This window comes from Gracilibacillus caseinilyticus (assembly GCF_022919115.1).
Taxonomy (GTDB): domain Bacteria; phylum Bacillota; class Bacilli; order Bacillales; family Amphibacillaceae; genus Gracilibacillus; species Gracilibacillus caseinilyticus.
Genome location: NZ_CP095072.1, coordinates 2,964,908 through 2,978,995, shown reverse-complemented (window position 1 = coordinate 2,978,995; position 14,088 = coordinate 2,964,908). Strand labels below are relative to the sequence as shown.

The window sequence follows — 14,088 nt, the reverse complement described above, 5'->3', positions numbered from 1 at the left end:
CCTTCCTATCCATTACTCATTTTTATCTGATCGGATTAAATCTTTTAACTCATCTAGAAATACACTAATATCTTTGAATTGGCGGTAAACGGAAGCAAATCGTACATATGCTACTTCATCTACGTCTGCTAAACGATCCATTACCATTTCACCGATCTCATCACTTTGTACTTCTGATGTACCTCGGTTCCGCAATTCTTTTTCTATTTCTACAGCAATGTGTTCTAATTGTTCTAGTGCAACTGGTCTTTTTTCACACGCTCGGATTAAACCGCGCATTAATTTATCACGACTGTATTCTTCCCGTGTCCCCTCTTTCTTTACGACAATCAATGGTACTTCTTCGATGCGTTCAAATGTCGTAAAACGAAAATTACACGATTCACATTCTCTTCTTCTGCGGATCGAACGACCTTCTTCTATTGGTCTGGAGTCTAATACTTTTGTATTTTTATATTGGCAATGTGGACATCGCAATCTTTATCATCCTTCGTTCCGTTATTCTTTTATTCCGACGAAATCTAATTCTTTCTTTATCATGCCATAAAGTTTTGGTATTAATTTATGGCTGTAGCCGAAATCAAAAGGAATTGCTGATTCAGTTGTGGCTGAAATGTCTATTGCTGTACGATAAGGTTTTACCATGATAATCGTCATAATGACAAAGACTTTTCGGCCTGCTTTATAGTTGAAACTAATTTCCCCATGATCTTTGGAAACACCTACAATCTGACATTCCTTCATATTGCGGAATAATGGTTCCAATTTCTCAAATGCTTTATCTTTTGTTGTTTTGAAATAGTGTGTCTGTAACGCTGGGTCAGAATGTTTGTCCCGCGTTTCCGAATGATTATTAAAATTCTTATTTAACGTATCACGAAATGCCATTAGTACATACCCCTCATTATGTATTATTGTTTACTTTTTATTGTAACATGTTTTTAAAAAGAAAACGATTAATCTTATTCATGGTGCAGAAGTATCTATTAGCGCTTCCCAGAAGTCATTCTTAGCACTAAAAAGCAAACGCTTGTAAAAACCGAACATTTGCAGAATCTTTTCACACTTTGATCCAGATACACATAAAAAAATAACAATGAAGATACCTTATGCGGAGGAAAAATGCGATCCTCCTGGGGGATCAGTGCGAACTGAAGATCCACTTACGCAAGCGATCTTCTTTCCAAAGTTGGGAGACGCGTCCCCGAGAAAAAAGGGAATATTTTTCGGAGCGTTGAATGGAATAAGCACTCGATTTGATACATTTTTAAATAAGCATTACTCAGATAATTCGCCGTTTATGGAAACCGAAAAAGAAAAAACCGAACGGAGTCGAATGTGATAGTAAACATTCGATTTTCGTTCGGTTTTTTCTTTAACTTCCATTCTTCTTTCCCATCGCCTATTGTGCTTTTATATTTTTAATTTGAACGGCACCCATACCTCTAGGCACCTCAATTTTTTCCGATGACTTCGCCTCTAATTGTTCTTCGATATACGCTACTGCTACATTTGGGTCAATAATGTTCCCGCAAGTGTAGACATCAATACTAGCATAACCGTGCTCAGGAAAGCTGTGAATAGTCAAATGTGATTCTGAGATGATGACAACACCACTTACTCCAAATGGTGCAAATTTATGAAAAGCGACTTCTCTCACTTCAGCCCCTGCTTTAAGTGCAGCATTGACAAACGTTCTTTCCAAAGTCTCCATATCATTTAATAAATCAATATTACATTCCCATAATTCTGCAATTACGTGTCTTCCCATTGTATCCATGCATTTAATCCCCCTTCATTTCAACAGATTCTTTTAAATAATTATGCTTAAATGCCACGGGGGAAAGTTAGTCCAAAGAGGTCCTAACCCTTTAAGCATTAATCATTTGTCATTATTCAAAAGTCTTTTGTACAAGCTTAACATACCCTGACAAATCTTATCTAGAAAACTTGTGCAAAAAGATTATATCTACTTTTGTCGATTTTAGCAAGACAAAAATAAATGCTTTCTTATTTTTTACAAAACTACTTTAATAATTCCCATTCTTTCAGGATAACTTCTAGCTGTTGATGAGACGCTTCTATAGAGCCGCTATTGTCAATAACAGCATCTGCCAGCTGTTTTTTTTGATTGATATCCATTTGACTTTTCATTCGATCTTTTGCTTGTTCTTCTGTTAACTGATTTCGTTTCATTAATCGCTTCAACTGGATAGCTTCTATCGTATATACGACAATATTTCTATCTGTTAAATAGGTTAAGTTGTTTTCGAAAAGAAGAGGAATGTCCATCACAATGGTCTGATAACCTTCGCTATAGAGCTTGTCCTTCTTATGTAGCATTCGCTGTCTAACAGCTGGATGAACGATCTCATTTAGCATTTGCCTCTTTTCTTTCTCTTTAAATATAATATTTCCGAGCTCTGCGCGATTTAAACGCCCATCTTCAAGCAATATATCAGAGCCAAATACTTTGGTTATTTCCAGTAGTGCTTGTTCGCCAGGTTCTACCACTTCTCTGGAAACGATATCGGCGTCAATTACCGGAATATGATAATGGTTTAAAAACATCTCGCTGATGGTTGATTTTCCTGTAGCAATATTCCCTGTTAATCCAATGATCAATTTGGTTCACCCTTTACCTTAATCTATGCTTGTCCATTCGAAGAATAGCCGCCAAAGCGGCCTACATACTATACTACTATCATTTTCCAAATACCGATGATGACCAATAGGCAGCCTGGCAAGAAAGACATTTTGCCCAGCCCCTTACTATTGGCAAAATACTTGCCGGTGTACACCCCGACAAAAAGACAAAAAGCTGTAATAAAACCGACTAGTATTGGAGTAAAAATAGGAGAAGCCCCTAACAGATAAATACCAATCCCTGCCCCAAATGAATCAAGTGACAGGGCGACTCCAATTAGAAATGGCTCCATTCCGTTAATGTTCCCGGAACGGTCAATATCTGCCTCCATTGGCTTTTTTAAGATTTTAATAGGAAAGGGGATTTTCTTCTCCGATTCTTTCTGCAGTAATGACACAATTAAACAGAGACCGACGATCGTTAATATAAAACCTCCGGCTAATTCCATCAAATTAATCGAAATGAAAGAAGCTAATACCGAACCAAATCCCATAGAAATCCCAAAGAAAACCGCGACTGTGAACGATATTTTCACTAATTCTTTCGCGGGTAACGTTAATCCACGTAACCCGTAAGTAAAAGCCACCAGCACACTATCCATACTGATCGCAAAAAGCAATAACGGCAACATCATATTTCTGATTACTCCTTTTTATCAGTTCATCCCTATATAGTATGGCGTAATCAGAAACATGTGAGCGGTTAGAGCGGTTGCGGCTGACAGGTCGGGCAATAATGGGTGCCACGGCCATTTACTTTTATTTTAGTAATTGTGTCTTCACAATGATGACATGGTTTACCATTCTGTGCATATACATTTAACTTCTGTTGAAACATGCCGATTTGTCCTTGACTGTTTACGTAGGAACGAATGGTTGTTCCACCTTGCTTCACCGCATCCTGTAAAGTAAGGACAGCAGCTTCTTTGATTTTTAATATTTGTTCTGTTGTTAAGCTGACTCCCTTCGTTAAAGGATGAACACCGGCTAGGAATAATGTTTCATCGACATAAATATTTCCTAAACCAGCAATAACCGATTGATCGAGTAAAATGTTCTTAATATTCCGTTCACTCTTTTGCACTTTTTCTGTAAAGTGCTTCAATGAAAAATCAGCTTCAAGTGGGTCTTTCGCTAATAAAAGCAATGGTTTTTTCGTTTCTTCAGAACCTTTCTCCTGCAAATGCATCGTTCCAAATTTACGTACATCCCGATAGCGCAGATCGGTTTCATCAGTGAAATGAAAAATAACATGTGTATGGTCCATCACCGTTTCTTCTGCAGGATGCACACCGTATTTTCCTTCCATACGAAGATGGGACACTAATACGTGCTCGTCTAAATCAAACAATAGAAATTTCCCTTTTCTTCTAATATCCTGAATCGTTTGATTGATGATTGCTTGACCAAATTGCTGGCTATCATCTGGTTCCTGAATAATCTTCGGCCACATGACCTCGACTGATTCAATTGTTTTTCCAATGACTAGCTGTTTTAATGTTTGTCTTATCGTTTCTACTTCGGGTAACTCTGGCATCGTTATAGCTCCTTATTTTGCATCATACCAAGTATCTCCATATTCGACATCGACCTTGAGAGGTACGTTTAAATCGAGTGCTTGCTCCATGACCTCGACAATCAGATTGGAGATAGTGTCTAATTCCTCGTCCGGCACTTCTAATATAAGCTCATCGTGGACTTGTAGCAGTAAATTCGCCTGGTATTGATCTTCTTTTAAACGTCGATCCAATTCAATCATCGCTAATTTAATAATATCAGCAGCACTTCCTTGAATTGGTGTATTCATCGCTGTGCGTTCTGCAAAGCTTCGCTGATTAAAATTACGACTCGTGATATCTGGTAAATACCTTCTTCTGTTCATTATCGTTGTGACATAACCTTGTTGCTTCGCTTCTTGCACAATTTCATCCATATATTCCTGTACACCTGGATAACTTTCGAGATAGCGACTAATAAAGGATTTTGCCTCTTTTCTGGTAATTCCTAGACTTTGTGATAAACCGTAATCACTGATTCCATAAACAATTCCGAAGTTAACGGCTTTTGCCTGACGCCTCATATTTGAAGTTACTTCATCTTCTGCTACATGGAACACGTCCATCGCTGTTTGAGTATGGATGTCTTTATCCTGTTTAAAGGCAGCTTGTAATTTCTCATCTTTAGCAATATGTGCTAACACACGCAATTCGATTTGGGAGTAATCGGCTGCGATTAACTTCCAACCTTCTTTAGACGGAATAAATGCTTGACGTATCTTTCTTCCTTCTTCGATCCGAATTGGTATATTTTGCAGATTGGGGTCAATGGAACTAAGTCTGCCCGTCTGCGTCAATGCTTGGTTAAATCGTGTGTGAATCTTATTGGTATCTTCATGAATGACTTTGAGTAAACCCGCGATATAGGTGGAATCAAGTTTCTTTAGTTGACGATAATGAAGTAATTTATCAATAATCGCATGCTTACCTTGCAGCTGCTCCAAAACATCCGCTGCGGTAGAATAACCTGTCTTCGTTTTCTTAATGACAGGCAGCTCTAACTCCTCAAACAAAATAGGCCCTAATTGCTTTGGTGAATTAATATTAAATTCTTTCCCTGCCAGTTCATAAATATCCTTCTCCAACTGGCTAAGCGTCTCTTTTAATTCTTTCCCCATATCGATCAGACGCTGCTTGTCCACCTTCACACCTGTTGCTTCCATCTCTCCGAGTACGAGTGCAAGTGGCAATTCTAAATCCATTAAAAGCTCTAATTGTTTATTTTCCTGTAAAGCTTCTTGCATCTGTTTTTTCAACCGGAACAGCATCATTGTTTTTCGGACAATATGTTCTTGAAGTGCTGCTCCATCATCAGGTACTCCTTTTTTCGCACCTTTTCCATACACTTCTTCATCAAAGTGGATGTCTTTCTCACCAAATCGGTGACTGATTGCAGGGATATCATGATTGTTTTCAGATGGATTGATCAAATAGGAAGCTAATAATGTATCAAAAGCAACCCCTTGCATGTCCATGCCGATACGGTTAAGTAATACTTTTATTTTCTTTGCATCAAAGACATATTTTTTCTGGCTGTCATCACTTGCCCACTCTTTAAATACGTCCGACTTTTCCAAGACATCTATCGGAAGAAAATAACTGCCTTTATCATTTACTAGTGATGCACCGAGCATCTTTTCGATATGATAGTTTTCATTCAGAATCTCGATTTCAAAAGCGTCACGTCCTGTAAAGAGATCAGCTGTTATGTTCGTTATGACTTCGTAAGATATATCAGCCAATTCTGTATGCTCTGCTTCTTCTTCACTGCCACCATCGATACGATTGAGTAATGACTGAAAACCTAGGTCGATGAAAAAGTCTTTCACAGTTTGGTCCTGATACCCTTCATATATTGTGTCTTCTGCAGAAATCTTAATTGGAGAAGATTGATTAATGGTAACAAGCTCTTTACTCATAAATGCGAATTCTTTATTACCGGCTAATTTTTCTTTCAGCTTCTGTCCCGAAACGTCGTCCAGATGCTCATAAAGATTCTCAATAGTATCGAACTGTTTCAATAACTTAACAGCTGTTTTCTGTCCGACTCCTGGAACACCAGGAATATTATCTGATTTGTCACCCATTAATGCCTTTAAGTCAATAATTTGGTCAGCTCTTACTTCCATATCTTCTTTCAACGTTTCCGGAGTATAAGTCATGACATCGCTAATACCTTTCTTTGTCAGACGCACGTCCACTTGCTTAGAAACTAGCTGCAGTAAATCCTTATCACCAGAGACAACTTTAACTTGCCAATTTTTATCCTTCGCCTCGTTAGCAATTGTTCCGATAATATCATCTGCTTCAAATTTCTCCAGCTGATAATGCTTGATCTCGAAGGCATCTAACAGTTCACGCAGCAGCGGAAATTGTTCACTTAGTTCGGATGGTGTTTTCTCACGACCACCTTTGTATTCTTTGAAGGTTTCGTGACGGAAGGTGGTCTTGCCAGCATCAAATGCTACCAACACATGTGTAGGCTGTTCCTCTTCAAGCATTCGTAATAACATCGTTGTAAATCCATAGACAGCGTTGGTATACACGCCTTTATCGTTATTTAATAACGGCAATGCGAAAAAAGCGCGATAAGCGATACTGTTTCCATCAATTAAAATTAGCTTGTTTGCCATGTTACCGATCTCCTTTTTCATAAAAACATTGCTTTCATTTTACCATGATTGCTGTCAAGAAGAAAATATTCGTCATTCTTGCCCGGCATGACCATCATACATGTTAGTAATACGAATAAAATTCTGTTCCGTCTCAACCAAATTCGAATTTCATATCCCTTTATCCATTAAAAAATCGAACTTTCTATTCAATCCCTAACTAAACTATATAAAGCTACCTATAATACGGATTATGATAACTGGCTTAATGGTAATTTTGAAATCATTAATGTGCTAAAATATCGCTCCGGCCAACCACTTCGCGTCCTGCGAGCACGAAGTATATTTCCGAAGCTTTGCTAAGCACATACTTCTAATCAAAATTACCCATTGACATACAGATCCAATTTACAGAATCCATATTATAAGAATCTATTTTCCGTTCTTTCGTGCGATTCACTTCTGTCAATCACCTTAATGACTGTCATTATATACTTTCGTTGCTTACAATAAAAACCTCGGAGACTACTTTGTCTCCGAGGTTTTCTTATTCGGTATACCCTAACAATATGTCCGCATATGGTGATCCTTGCGGGATAATAATCGTCGTTTCTCCGTCAATTGTCTTTTTGTAGGATTCAAGCGTCCGATACAATTGATAAAATTCTTCGTCTTGTGAGAATGCTTCGTTATACATCTCAGAGGCTTCTAATTCCCCCTCGGCACGAATCTGTTCTGCTTCAGCGTTCGCCTTTGAAATCATTTCCGTTACATCCCGTTCTGCATTTGCACTGATCCTGCTTTTTTCAGCTTCACCTTGAGATAAGTATTGCTGTGCTTGCGATTCACGTTCGGAAATCATACGGTTAAAGACGGATTGCTCATTCTCCTCTGGTAAATCAGTCCGTTTAATGCGAACATCATCTACTTGAATACCATAATTATCTCTGACCAGCAACTCGTTCACTTTCTGGGTAACCCTCTGGTTTAAGTCACCTCTCGTACTACCTTCATCATTTATAATCTCATCATAATCCATTGAACCTAATTCTGAACGGATCACAGAAAAGATAAACTCACCCATTCTTGCTTCTGCACCCATTTCTGTTTTAGCGTTAGCGATCATCGATGCCGGATCGGTAATTTCCCAAATAGCATAATTATCAATGATCATCCGTTTTTTATCTAATGTATTAATTTCTCGCTCCATTACGTCATAGACTAATTTTTTGTTTGGCAATGTTGATACCGTTTGTAATAGTGGAATTCTGAAATTCAGGCCTGGTTCATCCACGATTCGTACAACCTCACCAAACTGCCGCACCACTTTATATTCGCCTTCTTTCGCTACAAACATACTGCTGAACACTAGAAAAAGGAGAATAACCGTAAACAAAATAGCCAAGCCTATCTTCACTAATCGTCTAATTTCTTTCGGTGATTTCTTTTTCATTTCAAAAACATTATTATCATCAACCATTATTATTTTCCTCCTGTTCATTCGTATTTTCCTCTTCCGTCGTATCATCTTCTGAGGATTCGGTAACAGGTGGTGTGTTTTTCGATGCATTCTCACCAATTGGTAAATACTTAATTGTATTGCCATCATCATTCATGATATAAATGTTCGCATTTGGTAACACTTGATCTAAGGTTTCTAACACGAGGCGTTGTCTGGTGACATTTGGATTATCGCTGTACGCGTTGTACAAGGCATTGAACTCTGCCACATTTCCGCGAGCTCTTTCAACTCGCTCAATCTTATCCCCTTCTGCTCTTGTAATAATCGCATCTTTTTCCCCTAATGCTTCTTCATAAATCTCGTTTCGATATTTGTCTGCTTCATTTTTCTTCGTATTCATTGTTTCTCTTGCATCCGTTACTTTCATAAATGCTTGACGTACCTCTTCGTTAGGTAAATCTACTTCTTGAAGTTTCACGTCTTGAATAGCGATTCCAACTTCGTAATCTTCCATTACGGATACTAATAAATCGAGTACCTTATTTTCTATTTCTGCTTTTCCATCTGTTAACGCTTCATCAATGGTTGAAGAGCCTATTATACTGCGTAACGAGGCGGAAGTTGCATTGTATAAAATTTGCTCAGGATCACTTGAGCTGAATAAATACTTACTTGGTTCTATGATCTTCCATTGCACAACTAAATCTGCTTGAAGAATGTTTTCATCACCTGTGATCATTCGGACTACATTCGCCTGTTCAGCTTGCTCAGGGTCATATCCAAAATTCAAACTGAAGGTTTCTTTCGAAAGTGTCTCTACCGACTGAATGGGCCATGGGAGTTTAAAATGAAGTCCTGATTCGGTTGTAGCTTCTTCTGCTTCACCGAAAGTAATTAATACTGCTTGTTCTGATTCATCGACGGTATACCAGCTTGTGGCTGCAAATAAGCCAAGCACTATAATGACGATGACAATTGCAATCCATCTGTAAACTTGTTTTAACGTCATGCTATTTCCCCTTCCTGCTAAAAAATATGTAATAATTCCTCTCATTGAATACATACGGATCATGTTACAAAAAGGTTTCAATGAGTTGACAAAAATGAATAAGTAAATAGCAATGCTAGCCGTTTCTAGCTAATTTGTATACAAAGCTACCTATAATATGGATTATATTAACTAGCGTAGAGCTTATTTTGAAATATTGTTAGTGCTATGATATCGCTCCGGCCAACCACTTCGCGTCCTGTGGGGCAAGGCTTCAGCTAACTTTGGAAAGAAACTACTTTTCTTTCCAAAGTGGATCTTCAGCTCGTGCTGATCCCACGGGAGTCTACGTGGCTGGCCTGCGCTAGGATAGGAACACTACAACTTTTGCAAGAGCCAACACATGGAGCGCACCCGCAATCGTTCTTGAATAATTGCATACATAATTGCTAAAAACACTGCTATTAGCTGTTCCTATCATTGTAGAACTCACCTTAAGCGTAGGAAATATAAGAAGACTGCGGGATCAGCCGCATATTCAGTTTGAGCATCATTAATTCTGCACTTCGCCTTTTTGACTTTAATTACACACTTTCCTTATTTTAAAAAAAGTTGTGAAGAAACCGGTTTGGTTCTTCACAACTTCTTTGGTAATTTAACTGTAAAAGAGGAGCCTTTTCCCACTTCACTGGTGACAGTGATCGTACCTCGGTGTACTTCAACAATATGCTTAACGATTGCTAAGCCTAGACCTGTACCACCTGTGTTTCGACTGCGGGCTCGATCCACCCGATAAAACCTCTCAAAGATACGGGACCTCGCATCCTCGGGTATACCTACACCTGTATCTTCTACTTCTATCACTATATCACTCGATGTTTCTGCCACTCGCAAAGTCACACTGCCGCCTTCACCTGTATAGTTAATCGCATTATACATTAAATTCAAGACAACTTGCTCCAAGCGATCTGGATCTCCATAAAATGTAATACCAGGCTCTATTTCTTTGGTAAACTGCAGTGATTTCTTTTGTGTCTGTTGTTCTATCAATGTTAGACTGCTTTGCATCCAACTATCAAATTCTATCAGTTTCAATGATAGTTTCATTTCTTCTTTTTCAATCTTGGATAGTTCAAGCAAATCATGGATTAATGACTGAAGACGCGTACTTTCCTTTAATATGATATTTAAAAATTGATTCCGTATTTCTTCATCCACCATATCATCCTCTAGCAGTGTTTCAGCAAAACCCCTTATTGAGGTTATCGGTGTTTTCAGTTCATGCGATACATTAGCAACAAAATCTTTTCGCATTTCTTCTACCCGCTTCAAATCAGATATATCATGGAATACGAGTACGGCACCTTTTAAATCTTTTACGTCATTAATAACCGGTGCCCCCGTTACTTCAACGTAATGTTTTTTTCCATCGATCATTAATGTTATATTACCTGTCATTTTTTCTTCATACAGGAACGTTTCCTGGACGACTTTGTGAATGATCTGATCATCCAGCACGTCATAATATAAGTAGCCTAAGAAATCCACGGACTTCTTACCAAATAGGTGAATAAATTTACGATTGATTAAGTGAACATATCCTCTTTCATCAATCAGCATGAGACCACTTTCCATATTGTTCATGACTGTTTTCCATTGACTACCTTGCATTTTCTCCTGAATGGACATCTCTTGTAAATTTCTTGCCAATACATTGATTGCACTGCTAAGCTGCTGCGCTTCACCTGATGGCTTCACATATGTACGAGCATTATAATTTCCTTTCACAAGCTCATTCGTTACATTAATCGAAGCCCTGATTGGCCGAACATAATTTTCAAACATATGGTAAATTAATACAAGTAAAATAATAAATCCTATTATTAAAGAGAACAATACGAATAACTGCTCTTCATCTGATGTAAGTGGAATAATAATAATACCGATTAAAATGAAAACAGATGCAAGCATTAATATGTACCTGTAAAACAAATTCACTTTATTTTTCGTGTTCATTAATAGGGCTCCTCCATCTTGTACCCAAGCCCTCGGATGGTTTTAATGTATACCGGATGTTTCGTATCTGGTTCGATTTTTTCCCTTAAATGACTGACATGAACATCTACAATTCTCGTATCACCAACAAAATCATAATTCCAAACCGCACTTAATAATTGATCTCGTGATAACACTTTACCTTTATGCTTCGCAAGGTAATGAAGCAATTCAAACTCTTTCCGGGTAAATGCTAAAGGATCTCCCTTTATGGTTGCTTCGTACTGTTGAGGGTAAATAAGCAAATCAGAAATTTTAATAAATGGTTGATCTTCTCCATTTTCCCGTTTTCTTGTCCGGCGCAATATTGCTTTAATTCTGGCTACTACCTCTTTTGGGCTAAAAGGTTTTGTTAGATAATCATCTGCGCCTAATTCCAACCCCAGCACTTTATCAAATTCATCATCTTTTGCTGTTAACATCAAAATTGGCGTTTCAATTTGCTTCTGTCTTAATGCTTTGCAAACTTCAGTACCTTCCATGCCTGGCAGCATTAAATCTAAAATAATTAAATCGAATTCACCGCTAACCGCTTTTTCCAATCCTTCTGAACCATCATACGCGATATCTGTTTTAAACCCTGATTTTTCGATATTATATTGTAATAAGGTTACAATAGATTGTTCATCATCGACAATTAATACTTTCTCTTCCATCCAAGCACCCCATCTTATTTTATCTATACTATTTTATCATACATGGACGAGTATTTATTGTGAATAGCTTTTCAGCACAAAACTTCAATTCTTATGTAAAAATTTGTTTACAATAATTTAAAGTATTTTAACATTGTTCCTATATAAGATTAGACTGATTCTTTCTTATCTGTCTCAATCTTGCACATGATTAGTCTGCTGTTCACTTTGACTCTGTACTTATATACTTAAGAAAAAGCGGAAAGCCCATCCGGTCCTAACTAATAAAATAATATACAAATACCTATAATATGGATTATGTCAAGTGGAACAGTATGACGATAAGGTCATTTTGAAATATTTTATCTGCTATGCAAGCTTCGGAAATATGCTCCGCGTCCTGTGGGGCATATTTCCTACGCTTATGTAAAGTGCTACAACGTATGGAACAGCTAAAAGCGGTCGTGCTAGGCATTGTATAGCATCAAATGAAGCAGATAGAGTTCCACATCCTACCTGTCGCATTCATTGTGGAGCTATACGTGAGCGTAGGCCAACCACGTAGACTCCCGCGGTAAGTGCAGGTGCTGAAGATCCACTTTGTGAAGCGCTCTTCTTCACAAAGTTAGCTTCAGCCGTGCCCCGCAGGACGCGAAGTGGTTGGACGGAGCGGTATGCCACTACACTAAACATTTCAAAATGACTTCAACGCTAGTTGACATAATCCATATTATAAGAAGCCAACTTATATACTTTCTTTACTCAGTACATAAAAAAGCACCAGGAATCAATCCTGGTGCTTTTTTGACTATTATCTATCGCATGGCAAACTTCTTAGTCCATGTTTTTGATTAATTCATTCGCAAACTCGGAAGCTTTTACTTCTGTTGCGCCATCCATTAATCGAGCAAAGTCGTAAGTTACAACTTTTGAACCGATTGTTTTATCCATTGATTTAAGGATTAATTCTCCAGCTTCTCTCCAACCAAGGTGTTCAAGCATAAGCACACCTGAAAGGATTACCGAAGATGGGTTTACCTTATCAAGTCCAGCGTATTTTGGAGCTGTACCGTGAGTCGCTTCAAAGATCGCATGACCTGATTCATAGTTAATGTTCGCACCTGGTGCAATACCGATACCGCCAACTTGTGCAGCTAGTGCATCTGATACATAGTCACCGTTTAGGTTCATCGTAGCTACTACATCAAATTCTTTAGGACGAGTAAGAATTTGTTGTAAGAAAATATCCGCAATCGCGTCTTTTACGATAATACGGCCAGCAGCTTCTGCATCTGCTTGTGCCTTATCTGCAGCATCGCGACCTTTTTCTTCCACGATTTGATCATATTCAGCCCAAGTGAATACTTTATCACCATATTCTCTTTCCGCTAATTCATAACCCCAGTTCTTGAAAGAACCTTCTGTAAATTTCATAATGTTACCTTTGTGTACTAATGTAACACTTTTACGTCCTTCATTAATGGCATATTCAATCGCAGCACGCACTAGACGCTCTGTACCTTCTTTAGATACTGGTTTTACACCTAGACCAGATGTTTCAGGGAAACGGATATTCTTTACTCCCATTTCATTTTGAAGGAAGTCGATTACTTTCTTCACTTCATCTGACCCTTCTTGCCATTCGATACCTGCGTAAATATCTTCTGTGTTCTCACGGAAGATTACCATATCTGTATCTTCTGGACGTTTAACCGGAGAAGGTACACCTTCAAACCAGCGTACTGGACGTAAACATGTGAAAAGATCAAGTTTTTGACGTAAAGCAACGTTTAAAGAACGGATACCACCACCTATCGGAGTAGTAAGAGGTCCTTTAATCGCAATTTTATATTCGCGAATAACATCTAATGTTTCTTCTGGAAGCCATTCACCAGTTTGGTTATAAGCTTTTTCCCCAGCAAGTACCTCTTTCCATTCGATACCTTTTTCACCGTTATATGCTTTCTCAACTGCAGCTTCTAGTACTCGGCTAGCAGCTGCCCAGATATCAGCACCTGTTCCATCACCTTCAATGAAAGGAATAATTGGTTTGTTTGGTGTTTGTACGACACCATTTTCTACTGTAATTTTTTCACCCATAATTCTAACTCCTCCTAGTTTCAATAATATTTAT

12 protein-coding genes are annotated in these 14,088 nt (G+C 38.2%); all 12 read right to left on the bottom strand.

Annotation, left to right across the window (positions count from 1 at the left end; all coding sequences use genetic code 11):
- Window positions 1-12: 12 nt before the first annotated feature.
- The 12 genes from nrdR to icd all read right to left on the bottom strand — a co-directional run bounded on the left by nrdR (window position 13) and on the right by icd (window position 14,054).
- Window positions 13-477 carry a transcriptional regulator NrdR gene (gene nrdR / locus MUN88_RS13970; protein WP_244716080.1) on the bottom strand — a complete coding sequence of 155 codons (465 nt, stop codon included), beginning with the start codon at window positions 475-477 and terminating at the stop codon, window positions 13-15.
- 21 nt (window positions 478-498) lie between these two features.
- Complete coding sequence (locus tag MUN88_RS13965; RefSeq protein WP_244716078.1) at window positions 499-888, bottom strand: cytosolic protein; 390 nt, start codon at window positions 886-888, stop codon at window positions 499-501.
- A gap of 514 nt (window positions 889-1,402) precedes the next feature.
- Entirely contained in the window at window positions 1,403-1,780 is a 378-nt protein-coding gene (speD, locus tag MUN88_RS13960; protein WP_244716076.1) for an adenosylmethionine decarboxylase, read from the bottom strand.
- A gap of 245 nt (window positions 1,781-2,025) precedes the next feature.
- Complete coding sequence (gene coaE, locus MUN88_RS13955) at window positions 2,026-2,571, bottom strand: dephospho-CoA kinase (RefSeq protein WP_244724536.1); 546 nt, start codon at window positions 2,569-2,571, stop codon at window positions 2,026-2,028.
- 122 nt (window positions 2,572-2,693) lie between these two features.
- Window positions 2,694-3,281 carry a sporulation membrane protein YtaF gene (ytaF, locus tag MUN88_RS13950; RefSeq protein ID WP_244716074.1) on the bottom strand — a complete coding sequence of 196 codons (588 nt, stop codon included), beginning with the start codon at window positions 3,279-3,281 and terminating at the stop codon, window positions 2,694-2,696.
- 68 nt (window positions 3,282-3,349) lie between these two features.
- The gene (gene mutM, locus MUN88_RS13945) at window positions 3,350-4,183 is read right to left on the bottom strand and encodes a DNA-formamidopyrimidine glycosylase (protein ID WP_244716072.1); all 834 of its coding nucleotides are present in this window, start codon (window positions 4,181-4,183) and stop codon (window positions 3,350-3,352) included.
- A 12-nt stretch (window positions 4,184-4,195) separates the two neighbouring features.
- Complete coding sequence (polA, locus tag MUN88_RS13940) at window positions 4,196-6,835, bottom strand: DNA polymerase I (protein ID WP_244716070.1); 2,640 nt, start codon at window positions 6,833-6,835, stop codon at window positions 4,196-4,198.
- A 526-nt stretch (window positions 6,836-7,361) separates the two neighbouring features.
- Window positions 7,362-8,294: a protease modulator HflC gene (gene hflC / locus MUN88_RS13935; RefSeq protein ID WP_244716068.1), complete on the bottom strand. Its 933-nt coding sequence runs from the start codon at window positions 8,292-8,294 to the stop codon at window positions 7,362-7,364.
- Complete coding sequence (gene hflK / locus MUN88_RS13930) at window positions 8,287-9,285, bottom strand: FtsH protease activity modulator HflK (protein ID WP_244716066.1); 999 nt, start codon at window positions 9,283-9,285, stop codon at window positions 8,287-8,289. The genes hflC and hflK overlap by 8 nt, the downstream gene beginning before the upstream one ends.
- Before the next feature lie 615 nt (window positions 9,286-9,900).
- On the bottom strand, window positions 9,901-11,280 hold the full coding sequence (gene pnpS / locus MUN88_RS13925; protein ID WP_244716064.1) for a two-component system histidine kinase PnpS: 1,380 nt from the start codon (window positions 11,278-11,280) through the stop codon (window positions 9,901-9,903).
- Entirely contained in the window at window positions 11,280-11,975 is a 696-nt protein-coding gene (locus MUN88_RS13920) for a response regulator transcription factor (protein WP_244716062.1), read from the bottom strand. Before MUN88_RS13920 ends, pnpS begins: the two co-directional genes overlap by 1 nt.
- Window positions 11,976-12,788: 813 nt before the next feature.
- The gene (gene icd / locus MUN88_RS13915; RefSeq protein WP_244716060.1) at window positions 12,789-14,054 is read right to left on the bottom strand and encodes an NADP-dependent isocitrate dehydrogenase; all 1,266 of its coding nucleotides are present in this window, start codon (window positions 14,052-14,054) and stop codon (window positions 12,789-12,791) included.
- Window positions 14,055-14,088: the final 34 nt, after the last annotated feature.